The sequence below is a fragment of the Pseudomonas sp. GM78 genome, from assembly GCF_000282475.1.
GTDB lineage: Bacteria > Pseudomonadota > Gammaproteobacteria > Pseudomonadales > Pseudomonadaceae > Aquipseudomonas.
Window position 1 is genome coordinate 1 of the sequence record NZ_AKJF01000215.1, and the last position, 16291, is coordinate 16291.

General features: G+C 61.1%; 9 protein-coding genes. 5 read left to right on the forward strand and 4 right to left on the reverse strand.

What is annotated here, in order from left to right; genetic code table 11:
* Positions 1-7439, reverse strand: a 7439-nt coding sequence (locus PMI35_RS01280) for a GH36-type glycosyl hydrolase domain-containing protein (RefSeq protein WP_008066191.1), incomplete at its 3' end; no start/stop codon positions are given.
* Positions 7440-7807: 368 nt separating this feature from the next.
* On the opposite strand from PMI35_RS01280, the gene gabP reads away from it, so the two are divergent.
* On the forward strand, positions 7808-9208 hold the full coding sequence (gabP, locus tag PMI35_RS01275; protein WP_008066192.1) for a GABA permease: 1401 nt from the start codon (positions 7808-7810) through the stop codon (positions 9206-9208).
* A 13-nt stretch (positions 9209-9221) separates the two neighbouring features.
* Here gabP and PMI35_RS01270 read toward each other — a convergent pair whose 3' ends face one another.
* Positions 9222-10154, reverse strand: a complete 933-nt coding sequence (locus PMI35_RS01270) for a universal stress protein (RefSeq protein WP_008066193.1) — start codon at positions 10152-10154, stop codon at positions 9222-9224.
* A gap of 695 nt (positions 10155-10849) precedes the next feature.
* Here PMI35_RS01270 and PMI35_RS01265 point away from each other — a divergent pair.
* Entirely contained in the window at positions 10850-11590 is a 741-nt protein-coding gene (locus PMI35_RS01265) for a Mut7-C RNAse domain-containing protein (RefSeq protein ID WP_008066194.1), read from the forward strand.
* 76 nt (positions 11591-11666) lie between these two features.
* On the forward strand, positions 11667-12248 hold the full coding sequence (locus PMI35_RS01260; protein ID WP_032832177.1) for a hypothetical protein: 582 nt from the start codon (positions 11667-11669) through the stop codon (positions 12246-12248).
* A 2-nt stretch (positions 12249-12250) separates the two neighbouring features.
* On the opposite strand, the gene PMI35_RS01255 is transcribed toward PMI35_RS01260, so the two are convergent.
* Complete coding sequence (locus tag PMI35_RS01255; protein WP_008066197.1) at positions 12251-13483, reverse strand: NADH:flavin oxidoreductase/NADH oxidase family protein; 1233 nt, start codon at positions 13481-13483, stop codon at positions 12251-12253.
* 215 nt (positions 13484-13698) lie between these two features.
* Between PMI35_RS01255 and PMI35_RS01250 the strand changes: the two genes are divergently transcribed.
* Entirely contained in the window at positions 13699-14703 is a 1005-nt protein-coding gene (locus PMI35_RS01250; protein ID WP_008066198.1) for a hypothetical protein, read from the forward strand.
* Positions 14704-14756: 53 nt separating this feature from the next.
* Here PMI35_RS01250 and PMI35_RS01245 read toward each other — a convergent pair whose 3' ends face one another.
* Positions 14757-15200: a MerR family transcriptional regulator gene (locus tag PMI35_RS01245; protein WP_008066199.1), complete on the reverse strand. Its 444-nt coding sequence runs from the start codon at positions 15198-15200 to the stop codon at positions 14757-14759.
* Positions 15201-15320: 120 nt separating this feature from the next.
* Between PMI35_RS01245 and PMI35_RS01240 the strand changes: the two genes are divergently transcribed.
* Positions 15321-16151 carry an alpha/beta fold hydrolase gene (locus PMI35_RS01240; RefSeq protein WP_008066200.1) on the forward strand — a complete coding sequence of 277 codons (831 nt, stop codon included), beginning with the start codon at positions 15321-15323 and terminating at the stop codon, positions 16149-16151.
* The last annotated feature ends 140 nt before the right edge of the window (positions 16152-16291 follow it).

The window sequence follows — 16291 nt, forward strand, 5'->3', positions numbered from 1 at the left end:
TGGCTGGTCGCCAGCGCCAGCCACAGGAAGTCGTCCGAACAGCCACTGCGCACACCCCGATCGAGCGGCGGGTGCCACCAGTGTTGCACGTCGCCTTCGGCATATTGATGGGCTGCACACAGCAACAAATGGCCGCGCACACTGGCGGGGTCGGCATGGATCATCGCCATGCTGTCTTGCAGTTGATCGCGAAAGCCGATGGCCCCGCCGGACTGATAGTAGCCACTGCGGGCCTGGAATCGACAGGCGATCACCTGGTACATCAGCCAGCCATTGACCATGACATCGATGCTCGGGTCGGGGGTCTGGACCTGAATCACGCCCAGTTGCGCACGCCAATGCTCGCGTACCGCCTCCAGTTGCGAAGTTGCCGGGCCCAGGCCGCGGTACTGTTGAACCAGGCGCAGGGCGGACGCCGTATCTCTGGCGGCACCGAGCCGGAAGATCACGTCCTGGTCTTCACCGTTGTCGAGGTCGAGGGCAACCTGTATCGCAGCACAGGGATCCAAACCGCCACCGGTACGGCCCGACAGGCGTGCCTGCTGTAGTCCGGCAGGTGCCTTGAGGCTGCCGTTGCGGCCGATGAATTCAGTCCGATCACCGCTGATTCTGGTGTCGGTCGAGTCGGTATCGAGGAACGCCACCCGCTCGCAAAACTCGATCGAATAGGCGTTCCTGGCGAACAGTGCGCCGCTGCTGGGGTCGGCTTCCGTCACCACATGCATCGCTGATTTGCTGCGCAAGTCGCCCAGCACCCACTCGACATAGCAGGTCGTCGACAGGCGCCTTGCGCGGCCTGAGCGATTGCGAATCTGCAAATGCGAGAACTTGATCGAAGCATCCGGCGCCACATACACCCACAACTCGGTGTGGATACCGTCTTCATCGTGCTCGAAGACGCTGTAGCCGAAGCCATGCCGGGTGCGGTACGCGCCAGTACCGGGACAAGGCTGTGGCGTCACCGACCAGAAATGCCCGGTTTCTTCATCGCGCACATAGATCGCCTCGCCGCTGGCGTCGGTGATCGGGTCGTTATGCCAAGGGCTCAGGCGAAATTCGTGGGCGTTTTCCATCCAGGTGTAAGCGCCACCACTTTCGGATATCACCGTGCCGAAGTGCGGGTTGGCCAGCACGTTGGCCCATGGCGCCGGCGTCGGCCTGCCAGGCTGCAAGGTCATGACATATTCGCTGCCATCGGCACTGAAACCGCCATAGGCGTTGCTCAACAGCAGACCTTCGATGGCGGGCAGGGTCGCTTGCGTTGCCTTTGACTGGCGCTTGAGCGTGGGGACGAACGCCGGGTGTACCGGGATTGCATGACGCCGATGAACCTGTTCGGCGATGCCGCCGTTTTCTTCGCTCAGCACCAGGCGTGCCACCGACAGGATCAGCGTACGGTCCTCGTTCGACAACTGCTGTGCCGGGCGCACGAAAATTCCTCCTGGACGGTCGATCAGCGAGGCTTCGCTGCCGGACGTCACCACCCCCATGATCAAGTCCTGGAGTTGCTGGCGATAGCCGGCCTGGTCTTCGTTCCAGATGACCAGGTCCACCATCAGCCCCTTTTGCCGCCAGTAGGCATGGGCCTTGACCATCTGATGGACGAGCTCGATGTTGTCGACGGTGGCGATCTGCAGCAGGACGATGGGCAGGTCGCCGGAGATCGCCTGGCCCCAGAGGCTCGATTGATTACGTCGATTGGCCATTAAGATGCTGTTTTCCGCGCGCAACGAGGCATTGGCGTAGAGGATCGAAGCGGCCATCTGTTCAAACAGGCGGGCATCTTCCTGCGAAATATTGAGTTGGCGCAGCAACACCTGGCTGTGGGTCCATGCGAGGTCGAACACGCGATCGGCGAGGTGCCGGTCGCGGTATTTGTTGATCAGGTACAGACAGCCCTCACGGCTGTCCGCGATGCCGGTCACCAGGTCGATGGTCGCCGTTTGCCCGGGTTCCAGGGCGATACGGCAGCGGATGGCCACGATCGGGTCCAGCACCGAGCCTGCGGTACCGGACAGTTGCTGGACATGGCCATCGAGCGCCGCCGGTGCGCTAGCGTTGCGCCCGCGGCCGATGAATCGCGCTCGATCGGTCTCGTAGGAAATGGCGTCGATGTCCACGCCGTGGGCGGCCAGCAGGTGGCACATCCAGGGGACGGCTTCCTCGGTGGAGCGCCGCCTGCGGGTGCAGACGATGGCCTGCAGCGCCGGCACCAGTTCGGTCTGCACGAACAGGTTGCTGAAGGCCGGGTGCATGGCATCACTGATGGCCGGCGCCAGTACCACCTCGGCGTAGGAGGTGATCTCCAGGCTACGGCGTACGCGGCCGCGGTTGGTGATGTGCAGCCGACGCAGTTCGATATCGTCTTCGGGAGACACGACGATCTCGGTGTGCGTATCGAAGTCGAGCTCGCGCACGCGAAACTCGGCCCGGGAGTCGCTGAAAATCGCTTCATGGCTTTCTGGCCGGTGCAGGGTCGGCTGGTGGGCCGAGGACCAGAATACGCCGCTGCTGACATCGCGCAGGTAGCAGAACATGCCCCAGTTGTCGCGGGTCGCGTCTTCATGCCAGCGGGTCACGGCGATGTCGTTGCAACGGCTGTAACCGCCGCCGGCACTGCTGAGCATGACGTGGTAACGGCCGTTGGAGAGCAGCTGCACGGCGGGGCGTTTGCGCCCGGGATCGGCGAACACGCGCAGCCTGGTTTCCTGCGTCTCTGGGTTTTCCCCTGTGGCAGGTGCCTGGGTTGCATGCAGGTAGGGCGCGGCGGTTTTCGGTACACGCTCCTGCAGCAACAAGACGGTCGCCTGGAAGGCCGGGATCGACTCGAAACGGCGCTGCATGGGCCGGTCCAGCAACAGGCTGGTCAAGGCCAGCAGGCTCATGCCCTGATGGTGCGCCATGAACGAGCGCACCACCGCATAGCGCTGGCCACGTCGCAGGCGTGCCTCGGTGTAGTCGACCGCTTCGTACAGGCCATAGCGACCGGCCGACCCCTGGGCCGCCAGGCGTTGCAGGTTGCGACAGGCCGCTTGCGGCTCGACCATCAGCGCCAGGGCGCTGGCGTACGGCGCAATCACGGTGTCCTCGGCCAACCCGCGCTTGAGCCCAAGGCCTGGCACACCGAAGGCCCGGTACTGATAATTGAAGTGGGCATCGAGGGTGTTGTAACCCGACTCGGACACGCCCCAGGGGATGCCCAACTGGTTGCCATGCTCGATCTGCAAGGCGACGGCCGCGCGGCAGGTCTGCTCCAGCAGCGTCCCTTCATAGTTGGGCATGATCAGGTTGGGCATCAGGTACTCGAACATCGATCCGGACCAGGAAAGCAGCACCGGCACCCCGCGATTGTTGCTTAGCAGGCGCCCAAGGGTGAACCAGGCCTGTTGCGGCAGCTGGCCCTGGGCGATGACCACGAAATTGGTCAGGCGCACCTCTGAAGCGAGCAGGTCGTAATGGCCGTGGTCCAGCCGGCGTTCGTCGGCGTTGTAGCCTATCGAGAACAGGTCACGCTGGGCATCGTAGAGGAAGGTGAAGTCCATGCTGGCCAGTGACGCGGACAACCCGGCCAGGTGCTCAAGGTGGCTGATGCGTGCGCGGGCCAGGCGTTGTACTGCCTGCACTTGCGCCTGATCAGCGGGCAGCCACAGGGTGCAATCGAGCTCGGCCATTTGCCGCAGGGTGAGTGCGGGGGCGTTGGCCTCGGCTGTTGCCTGCGGCAGTGCGAAGCGCAGTCGTTCTGCCCGCAGATCCGTGCACTGCGCCTGTAATGCCTGCAGCCAGTGGTGGGCTTCTTCGGCAACGCTGGCCGGAGTGTCGATTGCCAGGGCCTGCGCCAGATCGAGTAATTGCAGGAGGTTGTCCGGGGTGTCCTGGACCAGCGCCGATTCCACCTTCGCGCGCAGTTCAAGCACGGCACGGTCATCGAGGTTTTCGCCCTGTAGCGCCTGCTGCAGCACATCGAGGGTGTCGCGAAGGCCGCCAAGGACACGTCGGTCGAACAGCGGCGTGTCGACCAATCCCAGCAGCCCCGGCCGTAGGGTGAGCAGCATGCCCGCCAGGTTTCCGCTGTCCACGGTGGACACATACCGAGGCGCCAGCGGCTGCAGTGTCCCGGTGTCGTACCAGTTGTAGAAGTGCCCATGGTGACGCTCCAGGCCCGCCATGCTTTCAAGCGTGGCCGTGATGCGTTCAAGCAAGCGCCCGCTGCTCAGGTAACCGAAATCGTGGGCCGCCAGGTGCGAGAGCAAGGCCATGCCCATGTTGGTCGGGGAGGTCCGATGGGCAATGGTCAGCTGGGGTATTTCCTGGACGTTGTCCGGCGGCAACCAGTTGTCCTCAGGGCCCACGTAACGATCGAAGAACGCCCAGGTCTGGCGTGACAGCATGCGCAGGAAACGCAGGTCTTGCGCTGATGGACTGAACCCCGCGGGTGTGGTCGGCAGGCTGATCCACCAGGCAATCGCCGGGCTCGCCAGCCACACCAGCAGCAAAGGCGCCGCCAGTGCGAGTACGGCGAGGGAGGGGAGCAGGGCCGCGAACAGCAGCAGCGCCAGCGCCGGAGCAATCCACATGCTTTTATACATGCCAGACAGCGTGTTGCCACTGGAGCGCTCCACCTCACGGGAAGGCTGCCATTGCAGCAGGCGGCGTTTGCTGATCAGCATGCGCCACAGTGAGCGGCCAATCGCGTCGAAGCTCAACAACGCATCGGAGGGCAACCAGACAATCGACAACAGCGCGCGTATGAAATGCTGGGCCGAGGTCCGCAATGCCGCGCTCAGGTGTTGTCCCAGGGGAATATCGGCCGCTTTCTGTACCAGCGCCAGTACCGACTGCAGCGTGGGTTGGAGAAAAACCAGGATGACCACCGCCAATGTCCAGGAGACGGCCTCGGTCGAACCCAACCAGCCCCAGGCCAGCATGGCCAGGAAGGCGCCTGGTTCCAGGCTGCGGCGCAGATTGTCGAAAATCTTCCAGCGGGCAAGGTTGCTCAGGGGGTTGGGTGCGAATCCTCCCTGGGGTTTCGGCGCCCACGGCAGGGCCCAGTACAGCACTTGCCAGTCTCCGCGAATCCAGCGGTGTCGGCGCTTGGCATCGGCGCTGTAGCGCGACGGATATTCCTCATACAGTTGTACATCGCTGAGCAATCCGCAGCGGGCGTAGCAGCCTTCTATCAAGTCATGGCTGAGGATGCGGTTGTCGGGCAGGCAGCCTTCGAGTGCCTGTTCGAAGGCGTCGACGGCATAGATGCCCTTGCCGATGAAGGAGCCGTTGCGGAACAGGTCTTGGTAAACATCGGAGACGGCGCGGGTATAGGGGTCGATGCCCGCATCGCTGCCAAACAGGCGGGCGTAGGTCGAGCGTGCCGTGCTTGGCAGGCTGATCCCCACGCGTGGCTGGAGGATGGCGTAGCCGCTGACGATCTTGCCGCTCTGTTGATCGAACACCGGGTGGTTCAGCGGGTGCATCATGGTACCGATGCACTGACGCGCGACATCGCGGGGCAGCAAGGTATCGGTGTCGAGGGTGATGACGAAGCGCACTGAACTCAGTGGCGCGACATCACCGACGATCAATGCAAAGCGCTCCTGGCCTTTACCACGCAGCAACGCGTTGAGCTCGGCGAGTTTGCCGCGCTTGCGTTCATGCCCCATCCAGACCCGCTCGGTCGAGCTCCAGTGCCTGGGCCTGTGCAGCAGGAAGAACCGGTCGACCGGGCCATCGGCGTATTTGTGGTTGAGCGCCTCGATCAGTTGCCGCGCCAGGGCGAGCAGTTCGGCATCTTCGGGCATCACCTCGGCAGGGGCGTCCATGAAGTCACTGAGCAGCGCGAAATGCAGGTTGGCATCGCGATTGGCCAGGAATCGCACCTCCAGGCCTTCCGCCAGGGCCTCGATGTCGCCGGCGTTGGCAAACATCGTCGGCACCGCCACCAGCGTCCGCGCCTCGGCCGGTATGCCTTCGCTGTAATCCAGGCGCGGCAGAAGCGACGGGACTACCGTGAGGGTCACCAGCCAGTTGACCAGCCCGATCGCCAGACGGCTGGTCATCAATAGAGCCGGCACGGCGAGCAGGACCAGGCACCAGGTTGGCGTGCCGCTGTGATAAGCGCTGCTGAGAAATGGCCAGGCCAACAGCAGTGTCAACAGCAGTGCAGGGCACAGGTAGAACTTCAACGGGGCGCTCTGCAGCAGGCGCTTCCAGCGTTGGTGCAGCGGCACGCTGGCGTGCAGCGCCTGCTCTAGGTGGGGCAATCCATCTGCTACCAGGTAATAGCCCACATGCCCGGTCACGCGGGCCGTGGGCTGTACGGTCCCGGCCAGTTCGATGGCCGCTTGTGCCACCTGGGTTTCAGACTGCACGCAATGCCGGGCGAGGCGTTCGACCACATGGCGGTAACGATCGCGGGTGGCAAAATCCATGTTCGCGTAGACGCCCGCCGGGTCCGTGCCCAAGACCTGTTCGACATGGCTGAGCAGCTCGACGAACTCGCGCCAGTCGGTCGCCGCCAGCAAGCGCAGGCTGGCGATGCTGTTGCTGATAGACACCTGGTCACCGGATTGTTGCTGGGCATCCATCTGCACCAGGCGTTCGACGGTCAGGCCGGACTCACCAAGCGTTTGTTCTATCCACGCCATCGGCAATATCAGCGCGGCGCTTTGCCCGTGCAGGCGGCGCGCCAGTTCCGCAACGAACGATGGCGTCATCGGCGGTGCCGATCGCGCCATGTCGGCAACGGTCAACACCACGCTCTTGGCGTCGCGCTCGGCCATTTCGATCAAGCGATCAGCCCAGTCATCGGCAAGATTACGGTCATCCCGGTTGGCCATGACCCGGGACGCCACGCGCCGCAGGTTCTCGATCAGCGCCAGGCGCAGCATGATCGGGATGGCCCACAGCTCGCCCAGGGCCAGCGGGGTGATGGTCTGATAGGAGGCGATGAAACAATCCAGGCTTGGCGCGTCGACCCGGCCATCGCCGTGAGCGATGGTTTCCAGGGCGATGTCGTAGACCCGCGGCAAGCCTGCCGAAGGACCTTCGGCCAGGCGTGGTAGCTCGCGACTGTAGCCGTCGGGCAGGTGGGTCCTGGCGGTGCGGATGTTTTCTTCGATGAGGTAAAAGTTGTCCAGCAGCCATTCCGCCGCAGGGGTGGCGCGTCGGCTGGACAGTTGCACGGTTTTGAGCGCTGCGCAGCTACGTTCCAGCAGCAGTTGATTGTCAGTCAGCCGGCCGAGCAAGGCGTCCTTTCTTGAAAGGCGCCCGAGCACATGTTGGCGGGCCAGTACGATACCGTGGTCTGCCATCTGCTGCGCATTGAACAGGTCGGAACGCAGGATGGGCTCGTACTCGAACTTGTGTCGCGCGGCACTCCACCTGAGCCAGATGGCCGGTGAGCGCCACAGGCTGGACAGTGTGCGAGTCAGGATATTTTGCATGAATTCCTTCGTACGACCCGCGCAGGGCAGGTCGCATGTGGAATGAAGGCGGTTCTACGCCAGGCCAGGTGTGCGGGGCGTTGCGCCGCCGGGCGCAGCATTCCACCGTCGAGTGTGGGGTTTTTATGGTGGGGAAGTCTGTTCGGTAGCGAACATAGGGCTGGAGGGGTGTGGGATTGCTCAGTGATGCAAGAGGTCGCTATAAGGTCCACTACGGCATTCCAATGCCCTGTCGATGACCGATGAGTTCTGATCGCGAACGAACACCTCGCCCGTGTCGAGATCAGGTACGGAGGCGGCGCGATCAGGTAATTGATTTGGCGGAGAAGCCGGGTAAGGTGGCGCATCTTTTTGTCGCGGTGCCCACAATGATAAGCCCGAGTTCCAAGGATTCGAACGGCCAATTGGCGCAGGGCTTCAAGCCTCGTCACGTCACCATGCTCTCCATCGCCGGCATCATCGGCGCCGGATTGTTCGTCGGGTCGGGGCATGCCATCGCGGCGGCTGGCCCGGCGGTCATGCTGGCCTATCTGTTCTCCGGCCTGCTGGTCGTGCTGGTCATGCGCATGCTTGGGGAAATGGCGGTGGCCAACCCCGATACCGGGTCTTTCTCTACCTATGCCGACCAGGCCATCGGGCGCTGGGCCGGCTTTACCATCGGTTGGCTTTATTGGTGGTTCTGGGTCCTGGTGATTCCCATCGAAGCGCTGGCTGCCGGCCATGTACTGCACCAGTGGTTTCCCCAGGTCGATGCCTGGCTGTTCGCCCTGGGCTCGATCATTGCCCTGGTGGTGACCAACCTGTTCAGCGTGTCCAAGTACGGGGAGTTCGAATTCTGGTTCGCCATGGCCAAGGTGGTGGCGATCATCGGTTTTATCGCCCTGGGTTTCGCGGTGTTGATGGGCTGGATTCCCGAGCGCGAAGCCAGCGGCCTCAGCCAGCTGATGGCGCAACACGGAGGCTTCGCCCCCAATGGCCTGTCGGCGGTAGTCGGCGCCTTCATCACCATCATGTTCAGCTTCATCGGCACTGAAGCGGTGACCATTGCCGCCGCAGAATCCAACAACCCGGCACAGAACATCGCCAAGGCAACGCGTTCGGTGATCTGGCGCATCGGGGTGTTCTACGTGTTGTCGATCTTCGTGGTCATCTCCGTGGTGCCCTGGAATGATCCGCTGCTGGCTTCCGTGGGTTCCTACCAGCGCGCACTGGAAATCATGAACATTCCCCACGCCAAGTTCATGGTGGACGTGGTGGTGCTGATCGCCGTGGCCAGTTGCATGAATTCCTCGATTTACATTGCCTCGCGCATGCTCTACTCGCTGGGCCGTCGTGGCGATGCGCCGAAGGCGCTCAAGGTGACTTCCGCCGAAGGTGTGCCGCGGGCAGCCGTCATCGCCAGTACCGTGCTGGGCGCCGCGATCACCGTATGGAGCTACTTCATGCCCGCCGGCCTGTTCGAGTTCCTGCTCGCCAGTTCCGGCGCCATTGCCTTGCTGGTGTACCTGGCGATTGCCGTGTCGCAGTTGCGCATGCGGGGCATGTTGCGCCGGCAGAAGGTCGAGCTGACTTTTCGCATGTGGTTGTTCCCGTGGCTCACCTGGCTGGTGATCCTGTTCATCTGTGCGGCGCTGGCGGTGATGATGATCACGCCCGAACACCGTACCGAAGTGAGCACGACCATCGGCCTGGCGTTGGCGATCTCCTTCATTGGCCTGGTGACCTCCCGTGATCCGGCGCAGGCTGCCAGGGCGACCTCGGTGGGATAGGTGGTCCGGGCTCCTAAGTATGTGGTCGATGGTTGTGGTGGTGATACGGCCAGGAGAATGCCACGGCATCTGCCGATGTGCCGTGTGAGGGGGCTGCCAGTTCCTCCAGGTGGGTGATGATGTCGTCCGGCTTGAGCACCAGTACATCGCTGTCCAGGGTGTCCAGGATCATCTCGGCGGTGTTGCCGATCAATGCGCCGGCCAGTCCGGTGCGGGCCACGCTACCGATCACCGTGAGCACGGCTTCGAGCTTGTGCGCGATGAACGGGATCAGCACATCGGCCGGACCTTCCTCGATGTGCAGGCGATCATCGCTGACATTGAATTCGGCCTGGAAGGTCTTGCACAGTTCGCGATAGAGCGCCTGAATGCTTTCCTTGAGTTGGAATACGGAGTCGGCCGCCGACAGCATGGGGTAGGGGTGGGCGCTCATCATGTGCAAAGTGCCGCCGGCCAGTGTGGCGATGTCATAGCCGTGGCTGACGATGCCGGAATGCAGGACGCGATGCTCCATGTCACTGCTGCCAGCGTCGATTGCCGCGAGAATGGCGCCACCGGTCCAGGGCCTTGCGCTTTTCACTATCAGTACCGGGCTGGGGCAGTACCGCAGCAGCTTCCAGTCTTCGGGGGTGAGCAGGGCCTTCGTCAGCGGGGAGTCGGGCAGGTGCTGCTTGATCACCAGGCCACAGTCTTGCGCTTGTTGGGCGGCGATGATGGTCTTGTGTGAACTGCCATGCCAGGCCTGCTCGGTGCTGACGCTGTAACCCTCCTGTACCAGGGTGCCTTGAATGTCGTTCAAGCAGGAGGAATGCTGGTTGCCCTTGTCGCAGGCCAGCAGGTGCAGGTGCGACTGGGTGGCGCTGGCAATCATTTTGGCTCTGTTGAGGGTCAGGTCGTTGGACTGCTGCGAATCCACCACCACCAAGGTGTTGCGAATGGTGTGCATGAGCGTCTTCCTGTGCATGAGTACAGTTTTTTAGGTGGGGCAGCGGCAGGGGCGTTTTTTGGCCTATGCCGTTTCGGGTGGGTTGTATGCGTTGGGCCAACCCTTGTCCGCCCGTCAACCGGAAGCTCACTTACCGACTTCATGCACGCGTCAGCTAATATCCAATCCTGCCAGCCCAGTCCGATTGTTGACGCTCGAATCGAGCTGGCATGAATGACTGGAACGACTGCTGATCGCTCATGCAACTGCGCAAGTTGACTCCATCACTGGCGCGGTTCTTCCATGGCATCTATATTGAGTTGTAACGCGGTCGGTACACTGGGTGCCGAAGTAACTGCGTTACGTCCTGTTTGTTGCGTTGCTGGCAATGAAGCGCGTGAACGTCTGCCGCATTCAATGCCATGCCTGCCTGCGCCTATCCGCCCGCGCCAATATGCCGCGCAGGTGGATACCTCCAAACTTGGTGAAATCATTCGAGTTGTTTTAGTGCGCGCACTATTACGCGTTCAACTCGGTTGGTGATTATGAGGCTATTCCGCTAAAAGTTCCGTCAGCTGGTCGACTGACTTAGTTGATTTTCACCTAAGTCCTCTCTGAACAAACCCTATTCGATCTGATGAAAACGCGCCGTGGCCTGACGGAGCTGATGTTTGCTCTGAACTCGCTCATCCCGCAGGCCTGCCATACTGTTGTTCATGACCAGTGCAACGTTCCGCTTCTACGAGGAGCTCAACGATTTCCTGTCGGCCGAGCGGCGGCGGCAGTCATTTACCTGCGAGTGCGCACGAGGGGCGACGGTCAAGCACATGATCGAGGCGCTCGGGATACCGCACACGGAGGTCGAGTTGGTGCTGCTCAACGGCGAGTCGGTGGGCCTGGACCGGGTGATCTTCGACGGTGACCGGCTGGCGGTGTATCCCAAGTTCGAAGCGCTGGACATCAACCCGCTGCTGAAGGTGCGTGCGCACCCTTTACGGGTGCTGCGCTTCGTCGCGGATGCGCACTTGGGTGGGCTGGCCAGCCTGTTGCGCATGAGCGGCTTCGACACGCTCTACGACAATACCTTCGAGGATGGTGAGATCGCCGAGATCGCCGCAACCCAAGGGCGCATCGTGCTGACCCGCGACCGCGAACTGCTCAAGCGGCGGATCATCAGCCACGGCTGTTACGTGCATGCCCTGAAACCATCGCTGCAGCTGCGTGAAATATACGAGCGCCTGGACCTGGCGCGTAGCGCGCGGCCATTCAGCCTGTGCCTGCATTGCAACCTGCCGCTGCACGAAATCAGCGCGGAACTGGCCCGCTTGCAGGTGCCGCCACGGGTTGGCGCGCTCTATTCGCACTTCCTGCGCTGCGACGGCTGCCAACGGATTTATTGGGAGGGTTCGCACTGGCGCGGCATGTGTGCGCTGCTGGCACCTTTGCTGGATCGATAGCTGATCTTGCAGACCAGAGAGCCACGTTTCCACTGCTATGCTGATTACATCTGTTTCCATACTCGAGACGAGTAGCATGGCAGCACAAGGCACGCATTCCCCGCTCATCTTCAAGGCCATGGCCTACCCGGCTGGTGTTTTCCTTGTCGCGGGAGCTGCCATGAAGCTGCTCGACACTTACTTCGAACTGTCGTTGTTGGCGGCTACCACGGGCTGGCTGCTATTTTTCTGGGATTGGCTTTTGCTGGAAACGCCAATGCCCAATTGGTCGCTGCTGCTGATAATCGCGATTCTAATCGGTACGCTGTCCGTAGCGATTTTCTACGCCCGTATCACGGATGGCATCGACGGCGAGTTACACGAGATAGAGCGAAAAGTTTACAAAAAGAACAACCCGCAGTTTCCACGACTGACGGAAAACCAGACGCTGTTGATGGAAGCGCTGGCCTATCATGCGAACTTCAGGAAAGTCGCAAACTTAGACTCGGTCTGCAAGCTTGTCTCCCTCAGCACGCTAGAAGTCGAAACCGGTCTGAAGCAACTCCAGGCCAAACGTCTTGTGAAGCAAAAAGTGACCAGGGGTACGTTCGGTGCCACCATATTTGAACTGACCCTGGCCGGCAAGGATTATGCGTTAGAGCGATTTGAGCTGACGTAGTATCACGTCGAAAGCTTTTCTATCCACTTGCGATATTGGCGAGTGCGACATGCATTGGCGAGCTGTTGCAGGATCAGCGCGCGCAACGGTGACACTTGCGGATCGGTTTTTTTATCCTGGCTGAGTTTGCGCAGCTGAAACTTGACGACCGCCATGTTGGCCAACGAGGCGATGGCTTTGTTTTTCCAGGTGATCGGCGGCAATTGCGGGGCGTTGTCGTTGCCCAAAAGCCATTCACGAGGCAGGTGAGGATCAATGGCCAAGGCCGTTCCAATGCCCACCATGTCTACGCCACTCTGGATGACGCTGTCGGCAACGGGACGTCGACGCACGCCGCCGGTGACCATCACGGGCATCCTGGCGACGGTCTGGATGTCACGGGCAAACTCAACGAAATAAGCTTCGCGAGCCAGGGTACGACCATCGCGCGCTTCGCCCTGCATGGCGGGTGCCTCGTAGCTGCCACCGGATAATTCCACCAGATCCACACCCCGATCATTGAGCAGTTCAACCACCTGCCTGGCGTCATCGGCGGTGAATCCTCCCCGTTGGAAATCCGCGGAATTCAGCTTGACCGCCACCGCAAAGTCCGCCGAAACCGCTGCCCTTACCGCGTCGACGATTTCGAGCAACAGGCGCGCGCGGTTTTCCAGGGAGCCGCCCCATTGGTCCGTCCGTTGATTGGTCAGCGGCGACAGGAACTGACTCAACAGATACCCATGGGCGGCGTGGATTTCCACGCCGGTGAAACCGGCCTGTTCGCCAAGCTGTGCGGTGCGCGCAAAGCGCTGGATGACCTCTGCAATCACGCTGGGGGTCATCGCGAGAGGCGTGGCGAAATGTTTGGACATTGTGCCCAGGTTCAGCGGTACAGCTGACGGTGCCCAAGTCTTTTGCCCAAGGTTTGCCTGCATCTGGCGGCCCGGGTGATTGATTTGCAGCCAGAACTGCGCACCCGCGGATCGACCGATTCGTGCCCAGCGCTTGAACTTGTCCAGTTGCTGGTCATCCTGCAGCACCACGCCGCCGGGGCCGGTCATGGCACGGCCGTCGACCATCACGTTGCCGGTGATGATCAGGCCGGCACCACCGTCGGCCCACGCCTGGTACAGGCGCATCAGTTCTTCGGAAGGCGCCTGCTCGGCGTCCGCCATGTTCTCTTCCATGGCGGCTTTGGCGATGCGGTTCTTGATGGTCGAACCGTTGGGAAGCAGCAGGGTGTCGAACACATTCATGGGGTGGTCCTCATTTGATGTGGGGCCACCTTAAGATTGAAGTGAACTTTAAGGTCAATACCTTTTTCAACGTCGTTCAAAAAACCTTCGTTCGATGCTCAAGGCGGCGCTTGACCTTAAAGTTCAGTTTAACGTTAGGGTGATTTCAAGCAGGCCCCGCAAGCCTGCCCTGGCCGATGCCATCAAGCCGATGCAATCACCTGGAGAGAGACAGATTGAAACTCGCAAGCGCCGTTTTAACAGGATTGCTGTGCAACTCATTTGCCAACCCTGCGTTGGCGCAGGTGCCTGAAATGCCCAGCCACAACGACACCACCCTGATCGACATAGCGGGTCACCAGGTGCCAGTCGTCAAGGGTGGCTTGTACGATCGCTTTCGCTCCAACCCGCCGTTGTCGGTGATTGCAGCAGAAGTTCCGGGCGTGGATTTGAGCTGGTTCAAAGGGTTGGAGAAGAACAAGGTCGACATTGGCTTTGAGTCGTACTCGCCAAACTTCTACTACCAGAACAGTCGCGTCACGGCGGTCTATACGGCAGACCTGGACAGGCTGCGGGCACTGATGCCGCCTGAAGTATTGGCAACCGTCCAACCCCTGCAGATCTGGCCAGGCCGAGGCTTGATCGCGTTTACCGCCTACACCTACGAGCACTGCGATAACGATGCCTATAACGAGGTGGCCGTGTCGATCATCACCAACAAGCCGGGCAAATCCAATCTGGGTCCGGTCACGCTGATTGGCCAGTCGATGTCGGGTGATTTCTGGGGTTATGTGCTCAAGCTGCCGGTCAATACCGAGCTTGCCAGGGTTCGCGGCGTGGTCGGTTACAACCTGCCGAAATGGCTGACGGGCATCGAGCGCAAAGAGGATGCTCAATCGGTCATCTATGACATCACCGATAGCCAGACCGGCAAAGTGGACGTGTCCTTCAAGGCGAAGAAACTCGACGACCTGTCCAGTGACGTCGATATCGTCACCAGCAGCTTCACCAATCTCGATCACCAGGGCCAGCTGGCCTATGGCTACGCGGTGTCCCGCCAGCTCAGCCACGGCGCCAGCCGGAGCGCGGACTCGGCAATGCTCACGCTAGGCGAGGGCAGCCTGTCGAATTACATGCGCTCCCTGAAGCTGGGGAAAATGATGAAGTACGAATATGTGCCAGCGTTCCAAAGTGCGCTCTATGCGCCGAAGCCGTTAGCGGCGCTGGCTAATGCGCACTGATTCAACGATCCGGCAAAAGCCTGCCAGGCCTTGGAAGCCTGGCAGGCTGCGTCTTACTTGGAAGGCGCAACACCACGGCTGCCAGAAGCCACACCCTCTTCGCGCAGTCGATGCAATAACAACTGTGTGTTGTCCGCGCAGCCCATGCCCTCGGGCTTGCTTTCGACGCCCTCGATCACCAGCAGCAATTGCGCTTTATTCTGCGCCAGGCGTTGCTGCAGGATTTCGATTTCCTCGACCTTACGCTTGAGCCCACTGAGTAACTCGTCATGTTGCCAACCGCTTGCATTCATCGGCAGCAATTGGCGGATTTCTTCCAGTGAAAACCCCGCCGCCTGTGCACCCGTGATGATCTCCAGGACCCACTCGGTGTCGGGTGCATAGTCCCGATAGCCGTTGGCTTTGCGCGCGACAGACTTGATCAGGCCGCTCGCTTCGTAGAAGCGGATGCGTGAAGGCGCCAATCCGCTGATTTTCGCCAGTTCGCCTATTCTCATAGTCCACCCAAAAAACCATTGACCTTAAAGTTGACTTTAACCCTAAAGTCATTTGGCAGCCAAGCGGCGCAGGTTTGATGCATTTGGTCATGGCCTCCCTACCACACAGGAGATGCGAGCATGAGTCATGTCACTACGCAGGACGGTGTCGAGATCTTTTACAAAGACTGGGGTCCACGGGATGCCCCGGTGATCTTCTTCCATCACGGATGGCCACTGAGCGCAGACGACTGGGATGCGCAGATGCTGTTTTTCCTGGCCAACGGCTATCGGGTCATTGCCCACGACCGGCGCGGCCACGGGCGATCCAGCCAGGTCTGGGACGGGCACGACATGGATCACTATGCCGATGACGTCGCGGCCGTCGTCAACCACCTTGGCGTGCAGGGCGCCGTCCATGTGGGCCATTCCACCGGCGGCGGTGAAGTCATCCACTACATTGCCCGTCACGGCGAAGACCGCGTGTCGAAGGCTGCCATCATCAGCGCCGTACCGCCGCTGATGGTCAAGACTGACAATAATCCGGGCGGGCTGCCCAAATCGGTGTTCGATGACTTGCAGGCACAACTCAAGGCCAACCGCGCGCAGTTCTACCACGACGTCCCGGCCGGGCCTTTCTACGGGTATAACCGCCCGGGCGCGAACCCGTCCGAGGGCATCATCCGCAACTGGTGGCGCCAAGGCATGATGGGCTGTGCAAAGGCACATTACGACGGGATCGTGGCCTTTTCCCAGACCGACTTCACCGAAGACCTGAAAAGCATCACGATACCCGTGCTGGTGATGCATGGGGATGATGACCAGATCGTGCCCTATGAAAACTCCGGGCTCCTGTCCGCCAAGCTGTTGCAAAACAGCACGCTGAAAACCTACTCGGGCTTCCCCCACGGCATGCCCACGACGAACGCCGATACCATCAACGCCGACTTGCTCGCTTTCATACGGGGTTAGGCAACGGGAGGGGCGGGTAAAAAAGCCTGCCCCTCTGCGTGATGCTGTTCACTTAAGCATGGGGTTGTAATAGGGATTGTGGGGGGGGCATATCCATTGCTGCGGTAACGGCCGCCTATGGTTTCGCCCTTACGGCGACT